Here is a 25,049-nt window from a genome sequence, read left to right on the forward strand (position 1 = left end):
CGATGCTGCTAACTAAGCGCATCGCCATTTTCCGGTTGAAAAGTAGAGCTACTGACAACAAGATTTCCGTTTTTCTCCATTTTGAAAACAGGTGCAATTCGTTCTTCCTCTTCATCTAGTGTTACAAGTCGTCTAGCACGGTTCATAATTTGTACAAATTGCTCGTAATCTTTGCGAATTGCTCTATTCTCTTCCTCTAGCTGTGTAATGGTTTTTTCTAGTTTTTTATTTTTCTCGGATGTTACGTGTACTAGCTGTCTCCATTTTGTAGACTCATTACCTAGCTCACCAGAATGCTGTAAACGTAGTAAGTAGGCTATGACAATATCAAGAGATAATGCAGATAATGGAATGGATTTACCCTCTGCGGCACTACTATTGACTGTAAACATACTAGAGGCACGTCGTCTAGCTGGTGCACCCAACACTCGCATTCTCTCTTTTCTTTCCTTTTTCGCTTCAGCTAATTGCTCCTCATATTCCTTACGAACAACAGCATTCCAACGAAAACCACAGGCAGCAGCTGTACGATTTAACGCATCACCAGCTTCTTCAAAGGCATTAAGCTGTGTACTACCCTCTGTTACATGGCGAATAACCGCCTCTGCTAATAATTCATCATTTTCTTGTAACCAAGCATCTTGTCTTACTTTACTCATATAAAATCCTCCCACCTTTATTTGGAACTTCTTTATTTAAGACTAGCATGACCAATCTTTTAACCTTTTATTCACCTATGTGGAAGGAATTATGCTTGAATACAAGGTAAAAAGTGCGATACAATACCCGTTGTAGGTTTGTACGCATGCTGCATACTTAAATATGCGAAGGTCGTGCGTTCAATAAAAGTGATGTTTTTGAATGAAAAAATACTATATAGAAAGGGTTGTCGACAAAATGGCAAACGAATTTAAAGTTTGCGATGAATGTCAGGCCGTTAACTTAAAAACGTTAATTCCAAAATTAAAGGAAATTGATCCTGATGCAACCATCGAAATCGGCTGTCATTCCTATTGTGGCCCAGGACGTAAAAAAACATTTACATTTGTAAATAGCCGCCCTGTTGCAGCCTTAACGGAAGAAGAGCTTATGGAAAAAGTGTTAGCAAAATTAAAAAAATAAGAAAAACAAACATGCTATCTTCACTCGCTGAGGATAGTTTTTGTTTTCTTTAAGATGTTTAGGTATTTACAATCTTGAAAGAGCGTTTTTATTTGGTCCATAGAAATCTGATTTTGGTGAATATCCAATCATTTAGGTTGATAGTCTCTATAATGGAAGAGAAATATGTATGCTAGCCCAATATTTATCGCATATAATAGAACAAATAACGAAACGGGGGTGCTGAACAAATGACACATTATGCAGAAGCTAAATTACAGGAGGAGAAAGTATTTAAGGACCCAGTGCATCGCTATGTGCATGTACGGGATCAGGTAATTTGGGACTTAGTGGGGACGAAAGAATTTCAACGATTACGTAGAATTCGTCAGCTCGGTACAACATTTTTGGTATTCCATGGGGCGGAGCACAGCCGTTTTAGTCATTCACTTGGCGTTTATGAGATTGTACGCCGTATAGTAGATGATATATTTGCTGGCCGTCCAGAATGGGACGAAGATGAACGACTACTTGTGCTTTGTGCAGCCCTATTACATGATTTAGGACATGGTCCATTTTCACATGCTTTCGAAAATGTCTTTGAGCTGGACCATGAATTTTATACAACACAAATTTTACTTGGTAATACGGAAGTTAATGCAGTCTTAAAGAAAGTTGCTGTTGATTTCCCAGAGAAGGTATCTCAAGTCATTGAAAAAACCTATCCAAATAAGCAAGTAGTCAGCTTAATATCCAGTCAAATCGATGCTGACCGTATGGATTACCTACAGCGTGATGCCTATTTTACAGGGGTCAGCTACGGTCATTTTGATATGGAACGAATCTTAAGAGTTATGCGTCCGCGAAAAAATCAAGTGGTGATTAAGGCAACTGGCATGCATGCAGTGGAAGATTATATTATGAGCCGCTACCAAATGTATCTGCAAATTTATTTTCATCCAGTTTCTCGTAGTGCAGAGGTGATTTTAAATAATATTTTAAAACGAGCAAAGCAATTAAGCTTAGAAGGCTATCATTTTAAGCATGAGCCTACTCATTTTAAAGCATTTTTCCGCAACTCTATTACGCTTGAGGATTATCTTGCATTAGATGAAAGCATTCTTTTTACATATTTTCAACTTTGGATGCAAGAAGAAGATGCTATCTTAAGCGATTTAAGTCGCAGATTTGTGAATCGTAAGCTATTCCAGTACATCGATTTAGATCCAGGGGTAGAGCTAGACAAATATCAAAAACTTCAATCACTTTTCAAGCAAGCGGAGTTAAATCCAGATTATTACCTTGTCCACGATACAACTGCAGATTTACCATACGATTTTTATCGACCAGGTGAGGAAGAAGTAAGGGTACCGATTTTTTTAGAAATGAAAAACGGAGAGTTGCGGGAGCTGTCACGGGAATCAATTATTGTTGATTCCATTTCTGGTCGCATGAAACGAGATCATAAAGTATATTTCCCTTTAGATTTTTTAGAGGATGATCAGACACATGCTAAGGTAAAGAAAGAAATCTTAACATTGTTAAAAGAAAAAGGGAAAAAATAAATCCTAGAATAAATTTAAAATGTATAAATTTTGTATATCGATTTTTCCTTTTACCGGTATTTGTAAGTAGGGCAGTAAACAAACTCAACTCGAGTGATTGTTTACTGTTTTTATTTTTGCATAAAAATCAATGTAATTGGGAAAATATAGACTTTTTTGGAATTTTGTTAATGAAAAATGTGAAATTGTTTAGAATTTGTTCAGTAGTGCTTTTTATAATGAGACTAAAACCCTAAAGGGGGTGAGGCCCATTTTAAAAGGCGTCACAGTATTAGTAAAATGGATACAAGTATCAGTACAACACACTACAATCAGTCAGCATGATTACTAACGTGTAGGATGTATTCACCTTTGACGACAAGTTAAATGAAGGAAAGAGAGACCAGCCTAATGTTTGTGGCATTCCTTTCCGACATAATGAAAGGATGCAACGTCGTCAGCAAACACCAACAGGTATCTCTCTGAACTTAGAAAAGGAGAGAAACATGAAGAAATTAAATTTAGCAATAATTATATTGCTGCTAGTCTTTCAAACAGTGCTTTCACCAATTTCAGTGTTTGCAGACGAGGGGGAGCCTCCTGTGACACCTCCAACTGAATCTACCGAAGATGCTGGAACTGGTTCTGATGGCGAGGGAGATGACCCAAATGTAACAAGTGGAGATACCGCTGAAGTGACAACTCCTGAGGATAAAACAAAGCCTGAAGAAAAGCCACAGCTAATGATGCCATTAGGAGCTCCAGTAGGGTATCCTGCTGAAAATATGCAAGCTGACGTAACGATGTCATTTAGTGGTTTAAAGCTCTTTTCACAAGGAGGCACACTAATTACAAATGCTACTGATTTAGCAAATTATTCCGGAGCAAAACCAAAAAAGGGTGATGTGGTTTATCTAAATTACACATTCCCTGTAAATCCAACAATCGATTATGGAATAGGCTCTACATTTACATTCCAATTGCCTGCAAATATGATTGAAGAGTACACACCGGGTTCTTTTAATCAATCAAGAACATTGACAGAGACTGGTGATTGGTTAGCCTATTCTTCAAGCTATAACAGTGCTACAAAAACAGTAACAGTGACACTTGATAGTGAGCTAGAACAAGGGCAAGTGGGAAGTATGAATTTTGAGTTTATGGCAAAATTCGGTAACTTCGCTGACGAAAGTGAACTTGAACAATCATTAATAATCCCAGTGCTTGGAGGAGCAAATGTTCAATTAGATTTTGAATTTGCACCTGCAGGTAACGGCCAATTATTATCTAAAGAAGCTGGCTCTATTACACGTAACGCAAGTGGAGAAGTAACGATTCCATGGACTGTTTGGGTGAATACAGGTGGGCAAAAACTTGAAAGTGCAAGTTTGAATGATGTACCAGATGCAAAGCATGAATTGACAGGGGATATTACAGTTGAGCGCTATAAAATTGGCTTGAATGGCTTTGATCCGAATAACCCAGGTGTCGTAAACGATATAAGCACTGGAACTGCATTTCCAATTGCATTAGCAGATGGTTACTATGCATACAAAATAACGTATAACACTGTTGTAACTGCAGATCCAACTGCATCAAGTATGCAATATACAAACGTAGCTACTTTGACAGGGACAAATATTCCTGCCAATACAACAGCCAATGGATCACAAAATGTACAGTATGGACCTAGCTTAGATAAAGCAAGAAGTGGCGATAAATATAATTCGACATGGACAATTAAGTATAACTGGCTAGGACAAAAAATTCCTGCTGATAAAGCGAAATTAACAGATACACTGACAGGCTCATCGCCAACTACTGGTAAGCATAAAATAAATTACAGTAGTTTTAAAGTGTACCGTGTAACATTATCGAATGATGGTCAAACGGAACAATCTTCTACTCTTTTAAGTGAAGGTCAAGACTATAGCTTTGATTCACAAAATAATGATGATTTTACAATTAACTTTGACCATTCAACAAATACTATAGGTCCAGCTGGTGAAGTGACATCGGCGTTTAAAATTGTCTATGATACTGAGCTGGAAGATGAATTTGTTACAGATGCAAATACAGGTACGATTACAAATACTGTAACAAGAGGAGATAGTGGTTCAGACACAGCTACTATAGACCTTACACCAAACATTTTCAATAAAGCACGTGGGGCAATTGACTATGTAAACAAAACAATTATATGGACTTTAACCATCAATGCTGAGAAAGATTTAAAAGACTTTGTAATAGAAGATGACTTTACAACAACAAATAAAGCTGGAGAAACGTTAAAACATACATTGACATCTTGGAGCGGTACTGATTTCTTTGAGGTTACTGGTGCAAATGGTTTAGCGTACACGATTACAGATAAAACTGGTAATGCTCCAGCAGTAGGTAATGAAGGTTTTAAGGTGGAATTTTCAAGTGACATTCCAAAAGACCGCACAGTTACTATTCGATATAAAACAAAGTATGATATTAAGCCAAATGGAGGTGTAGCAACAGCCTATATTAATACAGCTGATGCAAACTGGGATGGAGCTAAAAGTTCTAATAATCAGGCTTTAGATAGAACTGCTAATTATACACCAGATTCAACTTCTCCAACAAACAATAATGGTTATAAAAAAGTTACGGTAGATAATCATGCACAAGAGTTTTCTTGGCGTATTGGGGTTAACATCAATAAACAAGATATTAATAATGCTACTTTGAAAGATACGTTAGGTGCTGGCCACTATATCCCAGTCCCAGATGATCAAACTCTAAAGGATCAAATTACCATTTCTAAGTTAAAATTAACAACAGAAGAGGGAACAAAAGATGGTGTTTTAGACCCTTCTAAATGGAATGTTACAGCAACATTAACAGATAGCAAGGTTACAGGCTTTGAAATTACATTTGTTAACCTAGATCCAATTGCTGACAACAACGAAGCGTATTTAATTGAATACAAAACGAAAGATGCTGACGATATTTATGGTCAAAACTCAAGCAATCCACGAAATTATACGAATGCTGCAACATTAGATACACCACATAATGGAAGCTATAATTATAATGCAACAGCAACAATTAGTAATCTTGCAAATCAGTTAATTTCAAAGGTAGCAAAAACTGATCCAGCGAAAGATATTATTGATTGGACAGTTACAGTAAATGCTTCTAATTCTAACTTAGGAAATATTACATTAACAGACACACCATCAAGTAACCAAAAGATATTAACAAATACGTTTAAGAAGCAAGAGATTAAGATGAATACAAATGGGACTTCTCAAAATGTAGGAACTCCTATTACTGTTGATGCTAGTGAAATTGTTTTAAAGCCAGATGGTAGTTTTAGTCTTGATTTAGGAGAATTAAATGGTAAAGGCTATGTTGTTACGTATTCCACATTCTTTATGGGGGATGGTAACGCGGGAGAAACAATTTCTAATAATGCCTCTATTGGCTATGCTGGAGCAACAGCTGCAGGTACAAGTGACCAAGGTGGCGATAGTAAATTATTTAAATATAGCTCATCAGATACAAGTGCATCAGGTGTTAAGGGTACATTGCAATTGAAAAAATTCAAAGTAAATCCTTTAACAGGTACACGTGAAGAGTTTCCGGGCGTTAAGTTTGAATTATGGAATAAAAATAACACAGTCAAGCTTGAAGAAAAAACAACAGGTGCAGATGGTACATTGACATTTGAACAAGTTCGTTACGGTAAATATACGTTAAGAGAAACTACACCGGCTGGCTACGTTTCAATTGCCCCCATCACGATTACAATGGGAGCGACTATAGATATTACTTCAGGTGTGGATGGTAAAGCGTATGTTATTGAAAATATTGAGGATGTTAGCTTAACAAATGCCTGTCCAGCATTCACATTAACAGTGAAGGATATTGATGGAAAGGCTGTTGCTAATAAAAATATCAAATTAGTAGATAGCAATGGTGCTACTAAATATACAGGTACAACAAATGCTTCGGGGCAAGTATCTGATATTAAGCGACCAGGTACAGGTGGCAAAGCCGTGCAAGCAGGTAAGTATAATGTAATGGACGAAAATGACAACCTATTAGGAACTGTAATCGTGAAATATGGCCAAAATGAGTGTCATGGTGAAGTCCAGCCTGTAAATTCATGTCCAATATTCACAATTACGGTAAATGATGAACAAAATAATCCACGTCCAAATGTAACAGTAACATTAAAAAATGCAAGTAATACAGTTATTACGACTGCAACAACAGATGGCAACGGTAAAATTACTATTCCATCTACAACACCGTCAGGAACGTATAAACTTTATGAAGGTACTGTTTTCTTAGGAAATGTAGAGGTAAGCTATCAAAATGGTAAGTGTGAGGCTACAATCACACAGGCACCTACCTGCGAGGTATTTACATTAACTGTCAATGATGTGGACGGTAAACCACGTCAAGGTGTCACGGTAGAAATTAAGGATAAAAACAATCCAAATGCTATAGTTCCACAACCTTCAAGTGCAACTGATGCTAATGGTAAGGTGACTATTCAAAACATTAAGCCAGGTGAATATGAAGTATATGAAAATGGTACAAAAATAGGAGAATTTACAGTTGATACTGACTGTAAAGAAACTATTCAACCATTACCAGCATGTCCAGTATTCACGCTAACAGTGAAAGATGAGGATGGTACTTTAGCAGAGGGCACAGAAGTAACAATTACAAACACAGCTACGAAAGATTCGTTTACAGCCATAGTTGGCAAAAACGGTAAGGTAACATTCCAAACAGCAACAACGCCTTCTGGCAAATATGAAGTGAGTATTACAGCATCAGGGAAAGTACTTGATGAATTTGATGTAACGTATTCAGGCAACTGTGAGGATACTGCTGAGAAACCTCGTGCATGTGATATTTTCACAATTACAGTAAAAGATACAGATGGTAGCTTGAAAGGAAATACGAAAGTTATCGTTGAAGATAGCAATGGCAATGTTGTGACAACTGGTCATACAGATGCTAACGGTGAAATTCAATTACCACAAAATCAATCACCAGGTATGTACACAGTCTACGAGGAAACAGATAGCGGTGCAAAAGGTGATGAAATTGGAAAAGTAAAAGTCACTTATACAGACGGCTGTAAAGGTGTAGTTCAGAAAAACGCTTGTCCAGTATTTACACTAACAGTTAATGATAAAAACCTTAAGCCTGTTGGTGCAAATGTTTTAATCGTCATTAAAAATCAAGCTGGAGATGTAGTGACATCTGGTAAAACTGATGCATCTGGTAAAATTGTATTTGAAGATAAGACAAAGCTACAGCAAGGACAGAATTACGTCGTATTTAATGAAGCTGGAATTAAATTGGGTGATATTACCGTAAGCTATGCGGATAATATTTGTGGAGCAATCGTGCAAGTTCCAAATAATGCGTGTCCAATTTTCACATTAACAGTTCAAGATTTATATGGGTATGGTCGTCCAAATGTAGCATTCACAATTAAAGATTTATATCATAACACAATTGCTTCTGGTAAGACGAATGAACAAGGTGTAGGAACAATCCCTTATACAGTTCAACCGGGAATTTACAATGTTTATGAAGGCAATGTGTTATTAGGTACAATTACGGTAACTGATGGATGCTCAGGATTGGTAAAACCATCTTATACGGGTGGTGGTGGTTGGATACCGCCAAATCCAGATCCAGGCAAGCCAGTTGATCCAAAACCGAACCCAGGTGAACCAACAGATCCAACAACAAACCCAGGTAAACCAACGGATCCAACAACAAACCCAGGCAAACCGGGTAAACCAACAGATCCAACAATAAACCCAGGCAAACCGGGTGAACCAACAGATCCAACAACAAACCCAGGCAAACCGGGTGAACCAACGGATCCAACAACAAATCCAGGCAAACCGGGTGAACCAACGGATCCAACAACAAATCCAGGCAAACCGGGTGAACCAACGGATCCAACAACAAACCCAGGAAAACCAGGTGAACCAACAAATTCAAATAATTCAGCAACTCCAGGAAAAACAGAAGCATCTAAACCTTCTGTTCAAAATGTCATTGATCAAGGTAAAAAGTTACCGCCATATAATCCAACTAAAGCAACAAAAGACACGCTAGATGCGTATAATGATTTCCTCAATAAATATAGTTTGTTAACAAAAGAGGAACAGAAAGATGTTGCGGAATCTCTGGATATTGACAAAATTAAAACGGATGCAAAACGACTAGAAAATCAGTTAAAAGCACAAGGTAAACTACCACAGACAGATGGTGCAGATCAAACGGCACTTACACTGATTGGTGTAGCACTTGTACTTGGTGCATTATTCTTCCTACGTCGACGTAAAGCTGAAATCAAATAATGACTTTAAAAGAAGCCCCCAAGATTAAATAGTCTTGGGGGCTTCTCCTATTAAAATTCTTGTGATAGCTTTTCAGGTGCTTCATCATATGGATATTGCTGAATAAAATCGGCTTGAATAGCAAGGCGCTTTGTTCCATTATCAGCGCATGTAATAAGTGTTAAAACGGTTTTATCTGGAATATCATCAATTACATAAACATCTGTCGCAGCAATAACCTTCTTTGTTGTTAATTGATATTCATAAATGTTGGTTAAATCTGTTATATAGACTGAATCACCTATGCTTGCTTTATATAGAGGGCTAAATAAAATATCCTTTTCCTCAAAATAATGTCCTGCTAAGGCATAATTTCCTTGCCCAAGGTTTTGATTTGGCTTCATGGTACCTGCTCCAACAGCAAGGGCAGCATTTCCAACTCCTTTGACGATAGGAAGCTGCATATCAACGCTTGGTACAGCAATACTACCGATTACAGGCATTTTATTTGCCTTTGTTTGAGCCTTTAACACCTCTGCTATGGATAGCGATTGTACGTCCTCGAATATATAGTCGGCATCAGTCTGATTGTTCTTTTCAATCTCTTCTGCACTGATTTCGGTAGTATTTAATTGATGGCTTAAATGAGCAATAATTGCATTTTGAATGGGGTTGATAAAAATAAGTAAAAGGCCAACGATGAGTATAGAGATGATTAATGGTAGTTTCAGTTTATTCATTTCATATATCACATCCTTGTCTTGAAGATGAAGGTATTGTTCTAGCTAAGGTTTTAAAAACTGGCTAGAGCGCTAGGTTGCTCTACCCAGTCTATTTTTTATTTATCACTGAAACGAACGCCTGCAACGCCGTAATGGTTTTTAGACATTTCTTCAATAAAAACAGTTACGTTTTCTGCTGGCGCATTTACAGTACGAGAAACAGCTTCAGTTACTTCTTTAACTAGGGCGCGCTTTTGCTCCTCTGTACGACCTTCTAGCATTTTCACTGTTACGTATGGCATAATATTGCCTCCTTTATAGAATAATGTTGTATAGTTAGATTATCTCCATTCAGTAGAAGACTTCAACCTCTGAAAGATGGTAAGATGAATGCGGGCATGGTTTCCCTTTTTCGCGAGTGCCCAAACGCCTACTGAAATAGAGGAACTCAGTCTAAGAACGCCACGTCCTGTGGCAACGACTGAGTGACCAACGTCATGTTGCTGCCGCTACGTTAGCACTATGCTTTCGCACAAAAAACATCTGTTGGCCCAAAGCCTCCGGCGGATGTCACGGATTTTGAAAGGAATGAATTGTGAGGGCACAATTCAAAATCCGGACGCAATTTTGCCAAGGCAAAATTGATAAGAAAGTTATAACTTCTTACTTAAATTTAGGCATTTGCGCTGCACCAATGTTGCTTTCACTAAAACATTATGCGCATAATATGCTTTACTTTATAATAGCAGAATGGAGGGGATTAAAGTATGGCAAATGAAGAAAAAGCAAAACAAAAAATGGGTTTTACAATTATCAAAAATGATCCAACAGATGGACATAAAGGATTTGGCATTGGCTCGCTTTCGCTAGAAAACGTATCGCCAGTTATTCTTGACATAGAAGAGGGGACAGCATCCGTTGAAATCGGGGCTATGCATGCACGTAGTGATGTGGAGCGAGGTATTAAATTTACAACAGATCGTGCTGATTCCGAAGGTGGTAAACCGTATTGGCTAGTATGGGTAACGATTGATCATAAAGAGGACGGACCTTACTATGCAGGTGTAACTGCATGTGAAATGGTGGTTAACCGTGAAAAACGCCGTGGCTATAAAATATTAGCTGATCATGTTAATAAAATGGATAAATCAATGAAGCGCCATATTATTGTGAATCATATGGATGCACCTTCCAAAAAAGTGTTAGCTTCCTTCTTAGAAGTGCTTAATCCGGACCTTTGGGCACGTAGTGAGGAGCAACTGCGTCAAGACTTATTTGCATAATAGACCTACAATGATTGAACAATCTGTGACATTTTGCAATCGCTTTCGATATAAGGTTGAAAGTGGGTTTGAAACAAAGTAAACTTGATGCAGAGCTTACATTTTAGTAAGCTAGGACACTTGGTTCCGCGAATAGTGATGAGCGCTATGCGGCATTTGAACAACCCAAACCCAAGCCAAATGCCCCATGATGCTCATCCATTTCGCGAACCATAAATAAGAAAAGCTTTCTGTTCCCACGGACACGTCTCCGGGGAAGAGAAAGCTTTTCTTTTTCGTATATGTCTAAATTACTTTGTCGAGAGCCTTCATTGATTAGAACGTCTAGGAACATAGAAGGTTCCCGATGATCCGCTAATTTTTAAAAATGGAGAACGGGAGCATATTCCAGAATTCCCCCCATGTATTAGTATCGAGAATATCGAAATTTGTGCATTTTTCGGTAGGTACATCCTTTGCATCTAAATATACGAGCCGTTGTTTAGGACAGGCATCAGTAGCAAGCTTACCAGTTTCAATATCGACTACTACACCTTTCACATTTTTAGGTTTTACGAAATCTTCGTTCTTTGTGCCTTTATTAACATTCTCCATAAAATCAATCCATATTTTCTTTGTAGCAGCAGTATCTTCTTTTGTTGTTAGGTTTTTGCCTTGATCATAGCCATTCCAGACACCAGCAGTTAAGCTAGGTGTAAATCCAATGAGCCATTGATCGCTATTTGTAGAGCCTGATTTTGCAGCATACGTATGTGTCATACGAGAGCGAATACTTATTCCAGTAGCAGGAGAGTAGTCGCTAAAGACAGGATCGAATATACCTGTCATCATTTCTGTTAAAATATACGTATTTTCTTTTGAGAGCACTGTTTCAGACTTAGCATTTACCTCTTTATTTTCATAGATGACGTCACCATGAGCATTTTTAATTGAAACAATAGTAGTTGGTAATGTTTTTTGTCCCTGCGATGCCAGAATATTATAGGCATTTGTCATTTCATATAAAGTGGTTTCCGCCGTTCCGAGTGCAATCGATAAATTGTCCTTTGCACCGATGTTGACGTTGAAGCGTTTAGCCATATCGTGAAATGGTTTAAATCCTATTTCCTCTAATGTTTTTACGGCATAGATATTATCAGAGATTGCGATAGCCTGTGCCATCGACATATCATGAGTTGCAAACTCACCATTTACATTTTTAGGAGAATAGGTTCCTCGTCCATTATCATAAGTAAAGGTTGTTTCACCTACATCCAAAAATGTTAATGGATTATAGCCATTCTCTAAGGCAGCTGCATATAAAATAGGCTTAATAGTTGAACCTGGCTGACGTTTTGCCTGTGTAACCCTATTAAATGAGCTAGCTGCATAATCACGACCTCCAACTAGTGCCGTAACAGCTCCAGTTTTGGATTCCATGCTGACAAATGAGGCTTGCAGATCATTTGCTGGCAGATTCTTAGCTACAGCTTCCTCTGCGGCCTTTTGGTGTCCAGGATCCAAAGTTGTTTGAATCGTCCAGCCACCTTCGCTAATATCAAGATTTTTGGACTTCAGAATATCGCTAGCCTCTTGCCATGCTACGTCAAGAAAATATGGTGCAACAGATTTTGTTGCTACCCAGCTATCGTTTTTTAAAACAAGCTGTTCACTTTCTGCACGTGTTTTTTCATCTTGTGTAATAGCGCCTTGATCTGCCATTAGTTTTAAAATAACATGCTGGCGATTTGTTGCTTTTTCTAAATTAGCAATAGGAGAATAGATGCTTGGCCCTTTAGGTACTCCCGTTAACATTGCTGCCTCTGCTAATGTTAAATCACTTGCAGATTTACCAAAATAAAAGCGACTAGCTGCTTCTACGCCGTACATTCCGTGTCCGTAATAGACAGTATTTAAGTAGCCCTCCAATATTTCATCCTTATCATAAAAAACTTCTAATCTATAAGCATACAGTGCCTCGTTTAATTTTCGCGTCCAAGACTTTTCATGTGAAAGATATAGATTGCGAGCATATTGTTGTGTAATTGTACTAGCTCCTTGAACCTTACTGCCAGCTTTAAGATCGATTAACACTGCACCAGCGATTCGGGAAAAATCAAAACCGCTATGCTTATAGAAATCTTTATCCTCAACAGAAACGACTGCTGTTTTTAAGTACGGTGACATTTCATCAAGACTAACCCAATAGCGTCGTTCATTCGTAAAGTGATCCCCAATTTGGTTCTCATTTTCATCTAAGAAAATAGAGGCCTTTGGTACGGTTAAAGGGGGAGCTCCAGCTACTTGTACATAAACGCGTAGAGCTATGAATGCTACTACAATTGCAGATGTAAAGGCGATAAAAAGGGTCAATGTTTTACGTGTACGCTTCGCACGTTTTTGTTTACGTTGATAGCTTTTTCTCTTCATCCGACTTCACCTCGTTTTCTCACACTTAGCTATAGTATGTGTCTGAACATTTATCTTTAATCGAAATTCTAGGTAAAAACTATTGCACTTTATTCAAAAACATCTATACTTTTTTTGTACTGTTTGAAATGCTAGCATTCGACAAGAGAAGTACACTTTGTAGATTTTAATCGAATTTTGCTAGACGTTCCAATAAAGTATACGAGGATTGCGGGATAGAGGTTTCATTACAATCCTGTAAGCCCTTTAGAGCAGTGACAAATCAATTTCTCCATGGCGTAATTGTAGCTGTCACGCAGATAAACAATGTTTTGGATTTTGAATGGTGTCTAGATCTGTTCAAGGGTTGACACGGTGCTGATCCTAGAGGCATATCTTCATTCCGTTGGTGTGAGGCACCCGTGAAAGGGGATCCTTTCTAAATGAAGATAGAAATGAATGAAATTGAGATAATATCTAAAAAAAGTGGAGGGTAAGTAGATGAGATTTGATGAGGCTTATTCAGGAAATGTTTTTATAAAAAGTCATCCTACCTATGAGGATGCACAGGCAGTCATTTATGGGATGCCAATGGATTGGACTGTAAGTTATCGTCCAGGGTCACGTTTTGGTCCACAGCGTATTCGCGAAGTATCGATTGGTTTAGAGGAATACAGCCCATATTTAGACCGTGAGTTAGATGAGGTAAAATATTTTGATGCAGGTGATATTCCGCTTCCATTCGGCAATGCGCAGCGTTCATTAGATGAAATTGAAAAGTTTATTGAAAAGCTATTAGCAGACGGTAAGATTCCGGTTGGCATGGGGGGAGAGCATTTAGTGTCTTGGCCTGTGATGAAGGCTGTTTCTGCAAAATATGATGACCTAGCTATTATCCATTTCGATGCACACACAGATTTACGTGTAGAATATGAAGGAGAGCCTCTTTCTCACTCAACGCCTATTCGTAAAATTGCTGAGCATATAGGTCCAAAAAATGTCTATTCATTTGGAATTCGTTCTGGTATGAAGGAAGAGTTTGAATGGGCAAAGGAAAACGGTATGCATATTTCAAAATTTGAAGTACTAGAGCCATTAAAAGAGGTATTACCTTCTTTAGTAGGTCGTAATGTTTACGTAACGATTGATATTGATGTTCTAGATCCAGCACATGCACCAGGCACTGGCACTGTAGATTGCGGGGGGATTACTTCAAAAGAATTACTAGCCTCAATTCATGCAATTGCAGCAAGTGGTGTAAAGGTAGTGGGCTTTGACCTTGTAGAAGTTGCACCTATATATGATCCATCAGAAATGACAGCAAATACAGCTTCTAAATTGCTAAGAGAAATGATTCTAGGCTGGGTAAAATAAGACCAGAAACACTAAATAATACATTCTGCGACGAAAGTGAAACGTCAGTCGCAAACACAGCTTCTAAATTGCTAAGAGAAATGATTCTGGGCTGGGTAAAATAATACGGGCTTTGTATATGTTGATATAAAGCGGTTGGAGTGGGGTTTAGCAATGAGCTAGCCCCACTTTTTCGCTTTGTTCTATCTTAGGGGGGAGGAAGCTCGTCAATGCTCTTTTCAAGCTTCTGCAAGTTCATTTGATAGATACTTATTATTCTAAAAGGAAGATGCTATCCTAATACATTGGACAGCATTTCGATATTTTGTAAAGTTCTATTAAGGGTTCGTCGACCAAAGTCCAGCATGTTTTAATACAACGCGTGGATGAAGTTTTAGCTGTGCAACCATTAAATCTGCTAAATCTTCTGCTTGCATCACTTTTTCGGGATTACCGTCTGTTAAGTTAAGCTCAACCGCCATATCCGTAGCAACTGTACTTGGCGTTAATGTTGTAACGCGAATGTTTTTCTTACGTACTTCAAGCATTAATGATTCACTTAGTCCGATAACCGCAGCTTTTGAAGCCGAGTATGCGCTTGTAATCGGTGCACCTTTTTGACCAGCTGTTGATGAGATATTAATGATGTCGCCAGTGTTGCGCTCTAACATTTCCGGTAAGACAGCGCGTGTTGTGTAGTACACACCTTTTACGTTAACATCGATAATATTTGTCCATTCTTCAGGCGTTAAGTCCATGAAGTTACCGAATTTTGAAATGCCGGCGTTGTTTACTAAAATGTCGATAGCGCCAAGCTCTTCGCGAATAGATTCAACGGCTGCGGTGATAGAGTCTAAATCCGCTACATTTGCCGCGGCGATTGCTACCTTCACATCATACTGTTTAAGTTCCTCCGCTACTTGTTGTAAATTTTCAAGAGTACGTCCAACAAGACCTACGTGAATACCTTCTTGTGCAAAAGCTACTGCTGTTGCACGTCCGATTCCACGTCCAGCTCCTGTAATTAACGCCACTTTTCCTGCGATTGTTTGCATGTTTTTCGCTCCTTCGGTTGAGATAATTTTATTTAGACGAAAAAATAGATTAAGATTTGTCTTTAAGACTATCCTCATTTTACTACGGTTTTATACATTGGGAAGAGTGCACTTTTTGGTGCGGAGGTTACTAAAAGTTACTTATATGAAAAGGGAGTTAGCTCTATGTCAGATAAATTAAGAGAAGAGATAAAAGGAAGAATAGTAAATAACGATTACCATTGTGAAAAAGAACTTACCTTATCAATTATTAGTGGGAAATGGAAAGTTGTTATTTTGTGGCATTTAGGTGTAGAAGGACCTCATCGCTTCAGCGAGCTTCAAAGACTTTTTCCGAAAATATCTCATAAGATATTAACAAACCAATTACGTGAACTGATGGAAGATGGGATTGTTCATCGAGAAGTGTTTCCAGAAGTTCCTCCAAAAGTCGAATATTCCATGACTGAACTTAGGGATGACGTTATTACCGATCGTTGAGATGATGTATGAATGGGGAAAAAAGAGAATTGATCAAATTAAACAAGAAAGCAATAATGGGGTCATTTAGGATAATTTAAATTATCAGTGCTGTTTTTAAACAATTTTATTATAGCTGATAGATGGGTGCTTTATTTCTATACACAAGCCGATTAAGATGGTAGAACTTTCCGTAACTTTTATCGTCTTTTGGTAAAAGGGGTGAGCTTATGGGAGTTTGGTATTTCTTAATCTTATTTGTAGGGCTGTTTTTCGTATTTAAAGGACTATTTATGAAAAAGCAATCTTTGTTAATAAAGAAAATTAGTATTGTATTTGTAGGATTATTATGTATTTCATTCTCAATATTTATGTTTTCAACAGGAAGTGCAGAAATAATTTCTGATTTGCTAAATTTGGAATAAAGAATTATGTTAATAGAACCAATGTGGGGCTAAAAGTGGGGAAGTGTAGTGAGCTTACTTTTAGCCCCACTTGCTTTTTCATTCTAGGCATCCATAGCTATTGGGAGTTTACGGACTTTCTTGGGAAAACAAGGCTCATTTACAAAGTGAGCTTTTTTATTTATTTGGAAATTTTTGAATACCTTATTGACATTGGAAGGAAAATATTGTTACATTATAGGTAACTGATGTTACCTATTAAGAGGGGGCAAATTTTTTTGGCACCAAAAGAGCGGTTTACAGAGGAAATTTTAATGGATTGTGCTTTTGAAATGGCTAGGAAGAGTGGGATTGATAGTGTTAATGCAAGAGATTTAGCGAAAGAGTTAGGTTGTTCGACAAAGCCCATATTTCGATTATTCTCGAGTATGGACGATTTGAAGTATGCAATATATGAAAGGGCTGGCAATCTTTATAATGAAAGAATGGCTCAGGGTTTGCAAGAAAGTTCTTTTTTAGGAATGGGGTTAGCTTATATTAACTTTGCTCGCGACGAAAAAAAGTTATTTGAGCTGTTATTCCTATCCAATAAATATAAAATCTCAAGCTTTTCAGAGTTAATAAATGACGTAGAAAACCAAGGGATTGTAGCGCTAATTTCTAAATTAACGGGATTAACTCAAACCGCTGCTAGATCTCTATTTATAGATATATGGTTAACTACGCATGGTATTGCGACTATGTGTGCGACGAATACTTGCGATTTAGATGGCTCGGAAATTGAGGGTATTTTAAAAGATGTTTATGAAGGTGTTAAACAAAAATTGTTCGATGGAGAGAATAAATGAAAATGAAAAATTATTTTTTATACAATAATATTTCAGGGAGGTTTTTATGCAAACTGTAATACCAGCTACATCTATGTTTATAATTATTGGGTTGTTCATTTTAATTCGTAGAATCCGTTCTATGTACAAACCAACCAAAGGGAGAGGAGGGCGAATAATTCTTCCTCTTCTATTTTTAACACCTGGATTATCATTTTTTCTAAACGCTTCTGGGCACGTCACATACCTTCAATTATCTATAGCAATTTTTTTAGGAGTGGGTTTTTCTATTCCTCTTATTTTATGGTCAGATTATGAAATACGAAATGATGGTTTAATTTATGCGAAGAAAAGTCCTGCTTTTATAATTACTTTTGCCATTATGATTGCTTTACGTTATTATTTTCGACAACATATTTCGACTATCGAACCAGGTACACTCAATATGCTAATTTTCTTACTTGTTATTTGTTATTTAATTCCTTGGAGAATAGCTTGCTATATAAAATATAAAAAGGTTCTTAAACTTAAAAATACAGTCAGCTTGTAGAACTTCGTATATCTACACCCTAAAAACATAAGTTTGAAGGTAATGATGGGTTAATTACAGGGAATATTGGAGATATGGTTGGTACTGTCAATAATGAAACATATAAAGAGATGAATATAAAATTAAAATAAAATTCAATGATGAACAAGATGTTATAAGATTGCAGTTATTGAAATAACGAGTACTTTAATTAAATATTCGATTTACGAAATACCAAACATAAAAACAGGGTTGATTCTACACATTTGTAGATTAACTTTGTTTTTATGTTTTAACAGCAACAATATTTTAGAAAACAGCCTTAACAAAAGAGGAAGACACCACCTTAGATTTTTATTACGAATAACATCAAAAGCGGCTACTCATTAATTTGAGTGGATGTTTTTTTAGTTCTCATATAAAGATGAACTACCTTATGTTTTTCAGCATGAATTGAATTGTAATAATTTGTGGAAATGGGAATCTGATTGGATATACTTGACTTCTATCTTGAAAAAACATGAGGATTCATCCTATAATAAATAGGTTATAGGAAAAACAATAAAAGGGAGCGTCCATAATGGCGAACGAAGTAAGATCGCAGGTGAACATTAAGCTCATTTCTACGATTCGGCCTATTGATGGGGAGTCTGAAAGTTATGAAATGTGGCTGACAGGGCAGCTACTTGAAAAAGCAGGAAGCATCTATTTGAAATATGAAGAGGTGCAGGAGGATAAAACCATCCGCACAACTATGAAGCTAGGTAATGAACAGGCATTAATTATGCGTACTGGAGCAGTAAAAATGCGACTACCACTTAACATAATTGAACAACAAATAGGTCATTATGAAAGTGAATTTGGTTCAATGCCACTCGTCATCCACACGAAAAAAATGACGTATATAAAACAGGCAGTAAGCGGAGAATTCCATGTACAGTATGATCTACTAATGGGTGGGCAATCCGTTGGCAACTATACATTAGATATTACATTTACGGAGGTACAGTGATGAACGCAGTAGAACAAGTACAACAGGCCATTAAGACGGCAATTGCGCAGGCTGTTGAAAAAGCTGGCTTAGTTGAGGCTGGGACAGATTTAAGTATTCACCTTGAAACACCGAAGGATAAGTCAAATGGGGATTATGCTACTAATATTGCAATGCAATTAACGAAATTGGCAAAAAAACCACCCCGTGCAATTGCTGAAGCTATTTTAGAAAATCTTGAAACTGCTGGAACAGATATCGAGAAAATTGATATTGCTGGTCCAGGCTTTATTAATATCACAGTGCGTAAGGATTTCTTAACGGGTGTTGTGAAGGCAGTGCTTGAGCAAGGGGCTGATTATGGTCGTTCAAATGCTGGCACAGGAGAAAAAATCCAGGTTGAGTTTGTATCTGCAAATCCAACTGGTGACCTTCATTTAGGACATGCACGTGGAGCTTCTGTAGGAGACTCTTTATGTAATGTATTAGATATGGCAGGCTATAATGTATCTCGTGAGTATTATATTAATGATGCAGGTAACCAAATTAATAATTTAGCCTATTCACTAGAAGCTCGTTATAAGCAAGCTTTAGGTCTAGAAGCAGAGATGCCTGAGGATGGCTACCATGGTGCAGATATCATTGAAATCGCTGGTAAACTTGCTGGTGAGCATGGTAATACTATTTTATCCAAATCAGACGAGGAACGATTTGCTTTCTTCCGCCAGCATGGTTTAGCTTTAGAATTAGATAAACTGAAAACAGACCTTGCCAACTTCCGTGTAAACTTTGATGTTTGGTATTCTGAAACTTCGTTATATGAAAACGGTAAAATTGAAGTTGCGTTAGATAAATTAAAGGCTAATGGTCATGTATTTGAAGAAGACGGTGCTACATGGTTCCGCTCTACAACATTTGGTGATGATAAGGACCGTGTATTAATTAAAAATGATGGCTCGTTCACATATTTAACGCCAGATATTGCCTACCATGAGGACAAAATTGTTCGTGGCTTCGATAAATTAATCAATATTTGGGGAGCTGACCACCACGGCTATATTCCACGTATGAAAGCAGCTATTCAAGCACTTGGCTATGACCGTGATACGCTTGAGGTTGAAGTTATCCAGATGGTACAGCTTTATAAAAATGGCGAAAAATTTAAAATGTCAAAACGTACAGGGAACGCTGTGACAATGCGTGAACTAGTTGAAGAGGTTGGCTTAGATGCAGTTCGTTATTTCTTCGTTAAAACTGCAGGCGATTCTCATATGGACTTTGACCTTGACCTAGCTGTTTCTCAATCAAATGAAAACCCAGTGTATTATGCACAATACGCGCATGCACGTATTTCATCGATTTTACGTTCAGCTAATGAGCAAGGCTTTGCTGCAACAACAGATCATTTAACGCTGTTAACGGCTGAAAAAGAGATTGATTTATTGAAAAAAGTGGGCGATTTCCCGAAAGTGGTAGCTGAAGCAGCGAAGCACCGCACCCCACATCGCATCGCAAACTATATTCAAGAAACAGCAGCAGCTTTCCATAGCTTCTATAACGCTGAAAAAGTGTTAGATGCTTCAAATAAAGAACAAACAGAAGCACGTTTGGCCCTTATTACTGCTGTGCGCACAACAATTGCAAACGCATTACGCTTAATCGGAGTATCGGCTCCAGAAAAAATGTAATAAAGTTTTTCCCCCTAGCATGATATTGTGCTGGGGGGTTTTTTTGTGGCTCGGATGGATGGAAGGGTCAAAGTGATGGATAGAAAGTAGAAACAGGCGGATAGAAGCAGCGAAGTGACAGATAGACTCTGTAAATGGTTTTATTCAACTGCTTTAAGTGTTGTTTTTTCTGTTAATTACGAAAATTCTGTTGAAGTTTACGTTAACGTCAATGGTATACTGATGGAAATTGAGAGGGGGAGAAGATGAAGACGATTCAAGAAGTGGCAAAGGAGTTTAATGTCTCTACACGAACCATACGCTATTATGAGGAGCTTGGGCTTCTTCATCCTAGTCGTTCATCTACTAATCAGCGAACCTTTTCAAAAAAAGAGTTAGCCAAGCTTAAACTTATTTTTCGAGGAAAGCGTTATGGATTTTCCCTTGAGGAAATCAAGGAGATGGTTCTGCTATTTGATTTTGATCGTACGGGGATTCAGCAATTAGAGCGAACAGTCGAATATGGAGAACAAAAAATACAAGAAATTGATAGTAAAATAACAGAGCTTGTACAAATGAAGATGGAATTACAGCAATTACATGACAAGTTTAGTGAAAAATTAGCGATTTTAAAGGGAGAGATGCACGGTGAATAGTTCAAATTTATTAGCACGGAATGCCCGAAAGTATCCAACAGCTGAAGCGGTGATTTGTCATGGTCGACGAGTGACCTATCGCGATTTAGATGAGCAAGTGACAAGACTTAGTCATGCTTTGCTTGAGAGGGGTGTTCAGCAAGGAGATAAGGTCATCATTTTTATGCCAAATGTTGTAGAGTTTGTTGTTAGCTATTTTGCGATTCAACGTATTGGGGCAATTGTTGTTCCAGTCAATGCGAAATTTACCTTACAAGAGGTAGAGTATGTGGCACAGCATGCAGAGGCTACAGCAATTCTTGTACATGAAGCTATTTTTCATGCAGTCGAAAATATTTCGATCATACCAATGAAAATTAAAACGGGTCAAGAGATATCTGGTTGGTTAAGCTTTGAAGCATTAATTCAAAGTGCCAGCTCACAAACAATTGATTGTCAGCTCAATGAGGATGACGCTTCGACAATTTTATATACCTCAGGGACAACAGGAAAACCAAAAGGCGTGTTATTTAGCTATCGTAATATTTTAACCGTAGCACAAATGATTGCTGTCGAGATGGAGGTAAAGCCCGAAAGCCGCATCCTTCTAATGATGCCGTTAACGCATTCAGCTCCATTGCATTTATTTTTAATGGCGGGAATGCTTGTTGGCTCGACACATGTATTAACCCCAACATTTACACCTGATTTGTTCTTGGATTCAATTGAACAGGAGAAGACAACGCATTTCTTTGGTGCGCCAGTTGCCTATTTGTTAACAGCTCAAATGCCGGGATTGCAAACTGCTGATTTATCCTCTATGAAGTGGTGGGTATATGGTGGTGCACCATTATCACAAAATGAAATCAGTTATATACAAAAAGCTTTCCGTACAAATCATCTAACATGTGTTTATGGATTAACGGAGGCTGGTCCAAGCGGCTCATTATTATTTGGTGAGGAACATAAGACAAAGGCAGGAAGTATAGGACAACGTGCACCTCTTGGAACGGAGCTACGTATTATTAATGAGGATGGAGAGGATGTACGTGCTGGTGAGGTAGGTGAAATTGTGCTATTTGGAGAAGGCAATATGCTAGGCTACTATAAGGACGACATTGCGACGAAGGCTGCATTTATAAATGGCTGGTTAAAAACTGGTGATTTAGCTCGTGTGGATGAAGACGGGTATATATGGATTGTTGATCGCAAGAAGGATGTGATTATATCTGGTGGTGTCAATATTTATCCAAAGGAAATTGAAGATTGTATTGTAAGCTTTGAGGGGATTTTTGAGGTAGCGGTTATCGGTGTACCTCATCCGCAGTGGGGTGAAACAGTAAAGGCTGTTTATGCTGCCAAAACAGAAATTGATGACAAGGCTCTTCAACATTATTTGGAGCAGCATCTCGCTAAATTTAAAATTCCGCGAATTTTTGAGCAAGTGGAAGCGCTTCCGCGGAATGCATCGGGCAAAATATTAAAACAATCCTTGAAGGGACAAGAGGTGAGATAATTATGAAGGTGTTACAGCAGGAAGAAATGAAAACAACGAACTTTTTTAAAGATAATGATACGCTCCATAGTATTTTAGAAATAATGCTTGATAAAGAATTTGCGGAATATGCAACACGTGAGCTAACAGATTTTGGAGAGCTTTGTGCTGGAGATATTGATAGGAGAGCGAAGCATACAGATAGAGAGGGCGAGCCTCGATTAGAACGTTATAATGCTTACGGTGAAGAAATATCAGAAATTTGGGTCAATGATGGCTACAAAAAAACAATAGAAGAGACGTATAATACAGGGATTGTGGGCTATGTGCATAAGAATATTCCGCAACTAGGAAGAAAGGGTAATTATGTATATAGCTTTGCCCAAGGGTATTTACTATCCCATGCTGAGCCGGGCTTTTATTGTCCTGTTACATTAACAATGGCTACAGCTTATTTACTCGATCACTATGCGAATGATGAGGTAAAGGAACGGTTTTTACCACATGTTTGTGCAACAGGTGATACTGAGCTCTATGAGGGAGCAACCTTTTTAACAGAACGACAAGGTGGCTCGGATGTTGGGGCAAATGCTGTAGAGGCAAGACAGGAAGGCGAGCAGTTCCGTTTATATGGTGAAAAATATTTTGCATCCAATGTAGGCATGTGCGGTGTAGCAATGGTACTGGCTCGACTCCAAGGGGCTTCTGCCGGCTCTAAAGGGCTAACATTATTTGCAGTTCCATGGCGAGCGGAGGATGGTACTATGAATAACCTTCGTATTCGTCGCTTAAAGGATAAGCTTGGCGTGAAGGCAGTTCCCTCTGGTGAGGTAGAATTTGATGGTGCACTTTCCTATATTGTAGGTGAGCCGAATAAAGGAATTTATTATATGCTAGAGGCACTTAATCTATCAAGAATTTGCAATGCCGTAGCTTCTTTAGGTATTATGCGACGTGGCTTTTTAGAGGCAAAGCATTATGTGACAAACCGTTATGCCTTTGGTAAGCCTTTAACGCAATATCCAATGATTCAGGATACACTAGGAAAATTTGCGGCAAAGCTTCATGTAGAAGTAGCAACAGTTTTTGATCTTATTCAGCTGTATGATAAGGTGACAAGTGGTCAGGGCAATCATGAGGATATGATTATGAATCGTTTAAATATAGCCATTATGAAAAAGGAAACAGCCGAGCGAGCGGTAAAATATGCAAGTGAAGCGATTGAATTACATGGTGGAAATGGCTATATTGAAGACTTTGTGACACCTCGCTTACTAAGAGATGCACAGGTGCTTACGGTGTGGGAAGGAACTGCCAATATACTGGCATTAGAGCTGATTCGTTTAGTAGATAAGTTCCAAGCTCATAAGTTGTTTGTACGTATTATGGAGGAACGCTTAGCTAAGGTAGCTAACAGCACCCTAAGCCAATTAGTAGTGGAACAATTAGTGCAATTGAAATCGACATTGCATACGTTTAGCTCTTTGGATGAAGCAACGAAAACTTTAGAGGCAAAAGCGGTAGCAGAAAAAATGGCGCATATGTATGAAAGTGTTGTAGCTGTGGAATGGGCTCACAGAGTCGGTGGTAAATATGAAAAGCTGGCAGATATTTATTTAGAGCATACATGGGCATTAAGAGAACTAGGGGCGCCGATGAAAACAGTTCAGTATTTTGCAGATATCCTTTAACTTCTTTCAGCAGAAGTTTCCCACCTCTATAGGTGGTGAGATGAATCCGAATTTAAGCTACTTTTCAGAGGATGTCCAAACACCCGCTGAAATAGAGGAACTCAGGCTAAGATCTTCACATCCTGTGAAAACGCCTGAGTGACCAACATCGTGTTGGCCCAAAGCCTCTGGCGGATGTCACGGAATCGAAAAGGAGTTCTTTGTGTAAGCACAAAGCCGATTCCGAACGCAATTATGCCGAGGCATAATTGATTAAAGGAGAAGTCGTCTAGATGGTAGGCGACTTTTTTTGTTTTCATGTATAATAAAATCAACTGAATATTATAAAGGTTCTTTACTTATGTAAAGTGAAAAGGGAAATCGGTGATATTCCGATGCGGTCCCGCCACTGTATGTGCTAGTTTTTTCAATGTACGCCACTGAAAGTTTTTCGGGAAGGCTTGAAAAAATGTATGGAGCACGAGCCAGGAGACCTGCCTTTATAGAGACACGTTACAACCTACGAGGATAGGGTGGAGGATTTTGCGTATTTTTGTGCATTATTACCCCTCA

At 38.1% G+C, this 25,049-nt stretch carries 18 protein-coding genes, 1 pseudogene and 1 riboswitch; of the genes and pseudogenes, 14 read left to right on the forward strand and 5 right to left on the reverse strand.

Annotated features, from left to right (window positions below; genetic code table 11):
* Positions 1-8 precede the first annotated feature (8 nt).
* The gene (locus QNH24_RS02955; RefSeq protein ID WP_283870684.1) at positions 9-659 is read right to left on the reverse strand and encodes an RsfA family transcriptional regulator; all 651 of its coding nucleotides are present in this window, start codon (positions 657-659) and stop codon (positions 9-11) included.
* Between the two features lie 238 nt (positions 660-897).
* On the opposite strand from QNH24_RS02955, the gene QNH24_RS02960 reads away from it, so the two are divergent.
* The 3 genes from QNH24_RS02960 (at position 898) to QNH24_RS02970 (ending at position 9,019) form a co-directional block, all read left to right on the forward strand.
* Positions 898-1,122, forward strand: a complete 225-nt coding sequence (locus tag QNH24_RS02960; RefSeq protein ID WP_049667962.1) for a YuzB family protein — start codon at positions 898-900, stop codon at positions 1,120-1,122.
* A 230-nt stretch (positions 1,123-1,352) separates the two neighbouring features.
* Positions 1,353-2,666, forward strand: coding sequence for an HD domain-containing protein (locus QNH24_RS02965; RefSeq protein WP_283870685.1), 1,314 nt, complete (start codon positions 1,353-1,355; stop codon positions 2,664-2,666).
* A gap of 485 nt (positions 2,667-3,151) precedes the next feature.
* The gene (locus QNH24_RS02970; protein WP_283870686.1) at positions 3,152-9,019 is read left to right on the forward strand and encodes a collagen binding domain-containing protein; all 5,868 of its coding nucleotides are present in this window, start codon (positions 3,152-3,154) and stop codon (positions 9,017-9,019) included.
* A 50-nt stretch (positions 9,020-9,069) separates the two neighbouring features.
* On the opposite strand, the gene QNH24_RS02975 is transcribed toward QNH24_RS02970, so the two are convergent.
* Both QNH24_RS02975 and thmT read right to left on the reverse strand, forming a co-directional pair.
* Positions 9,070-9,738, reverse strand: coding sequence for a class A sortase (locus tag QNH24_RS02975; protein WP_283870687.1), 669 nt, complete (start codon positions 9,736-9,738; stop codon positions 9,070-9,072).
* Between the two features lie 98 nt (positions 9,739-9,836).
* On the reverse strand, positions 9,837-10,022 hold the full coding sequence (gene thmT / locus QNH24_RS02980) for a 2-hydroxymuconate tautomerase (protein WP_004231516.1): 186 nt from the start codon (positions 10,020-10,022) through the stop codon (positions 9,837-9,839).
* Positions 10,023-10,487: 465 nt separating this feature from the next.
* Between thmT and QNH24_RS02985 the strand changes: the two genes are divergently transcribed.
* Complete coding sequence (locus QNH24_RS02985; protein ID WP_283870688.1) at positions 10,488-11,003, forward strand: YwhD family protein; 516 nt, start codon at positions 10,488-10,490, stop codon at positions 11,001-11,003.
* 354 nt (positions 11,004-11,357) lie between these two features.
* Here the strand turns inward: QNH24_RS02985 and QNH24_RS02990 are convergent, their stop codons facing one another.
* Positions 11,358-13,412 carry a transglycosylase domain-containing protein gene (locus tag QNH24_RS02990; RefSeq protein ID WP_283870689.1) on the reverse strand — a complete coding sequence of 685 codons (2,055 nt, stop codon included), beginning with the start codon at positions 13,410-13,412 and terminating at the stop codon, positions 11,358-11,360.
* Positions 13,413-13,892: 480 nt separating this feature from the next.
* Between QNH24_RS02990 and speB the strand changes: the two genes are divergently transcribed.
* Positions 13,893-14,765, forward strand: a complete 873-nt coding sequence (gene speB, locus QNH24_RS02995; protein ID WP_283870690.1) for an agmatinase — start codon at positions 13,893-13,895, stop codon at positions 14,763-14,765.
* Between the two features lie 317 nt (positions 14,766-15,082).
* Here speB and QNH24_RS03000 read toward each other — a convergent pair whose 3' ends face one another.
* Positions 15,083-15,799, reverse strand: coding sequence for a 3-ketoacyl-ACP reductase (locus QNH24_RS03000; RefSeq protein ID WP_054770265.1), 717 nt, complete (start codon positions 15,797-15,799; stop codon positions 15,083-15,085).
* A 165-nt stretch (positions 15,800-15,964) separates the two neighbouring features.
* On the opposite strand from QNH24_RS03000, the pseudogene QNH24_RS03005 reads away from it, so the two are divergent.
* The 9 genes and pseudogenes from QNH24_RS03005 (at position 15,965) to QNH24_RS03045 (ending at position 24,497) form a co-directional block, all read left to right on the forward strand.
* Positions 15,965-16,349 (forward strand): annotated as a pseudogene (locus QNH24_RS03005) (winged helix-turn-helix transcriptional regulator).
* 139 nt (positions 16,350-16,488) lie between these two features.
* Positions 16,489-16,683, forward strand: coding sequence for a hypothetical protein (locus QNH24_RS03010; protein ID WP_054770263.1), 195 nt, complete (start codon positions 16,489-16,491; stop codon positions 16,681-16,683).
* Positions 16,684-16,940: 257 nt separating this feature from the next.
* Positions 16,941-17,510 carry a TetR/AcrR family transcriptional regulator gene (locus QNH24_RS03015; RefSeq protein WP_283870691.1) on the forward strand — a complete coding sequence of 190 codons (570 nt, stop codon included), beginning with the start codon at positions 16,941-16,943 and terminating at the stop codon, positions 17,508-17,510.
* Positions 17,511-17,556: 46 nt separating this feature from the next.
* The gene (locus QNH24_RS03020) at positions 17,557-18,039 is read left to right on the forward strand and encodes a CcdC family protein (protein WP_283870692.1); all 483 of its coding nucleotides are present in this window, start codon (positions 17,557-17,559) and stop codon (positions 18,037-18,039) included.
* 559 nt (positions 18,040-18,598) lie between these two features.
* Positions 18,599-19,030: a YwiB family protein gene (locus QNH24_RS03025; RefSeq protein WP_283870693.1), complete on the forward strand. Its 432-nt coding sequence runs from the start codon at positions 18,599-18,601 to the stop codon at positions 19,028-19,030.
* Positions 19,030-20,697 (forward strand): arginine--tRNA ligase, encoded by a 1,668-nt coding sequence (gene argS / locus QNH24_RS03030; protein ID WP_283870694.1) that lies wholly within the window; start codon positions 19,030-19,032, stop codon positions 20,695-20,697. Before QNH24_RS03025 ends, argS begins: the two co-directional genes overlap by 1 nt.
* 245 nt (positions 20,698-20,942) lie before the next feature.
* Positions 20,943-21,332 (forward strand): MerR family transcriptional regulator, encoded by a 390-nt coding sequence (locus QNH24_RS03035; protein WP_283870695.1) that lies wholly within the window; start codon positions 20,943-20,945, stop codon positions 21,330-21,332.
* Entirely contained in the window at positions 21,325-22,827 is a 1,503-nt protein-coding gene (locus QNH24_RS03040) for a class I adenylate-forming enzyme family protein (protein WP_283870696.1), read from the forward strand. The genes QNH24_RS03035 and QNH24_RS03040 overlap by 8 nt, the downstream gene beginning before the upstream one ends.
* A 2-nt stretch (positions 22,828-22,829) precedes the next feature.
* Positions 22,830-24,497, forward strand: coding sequence for an acyl-CoA dehydrogenase family protein (locus QNH24_RS03045; RefSeq protein WP_283870697.1), 1,668 nt, complete (start codon positions 22,830-22,832; stop codon positions 24,495-24,497).
* A 310-nt stretch (positions 24,498-24,807) separates the two neighbouring features.
* A riboswitch (cobalamin riboswitch) is annotated at positions 24,808-24,992 on the forward strand.
* Positions 24,993-25,049 lie beyond the last annotated feature (57 nt).

This window comes from Lysinibacillus pakistanensis (assembly GCF_030123245.1).
Lineage (GTDB): Bacteria > Bacillota > Bacilli > Bacillales_A > Planococcaceae > Lysinibacillus > Lysinibacillus pakistanensis.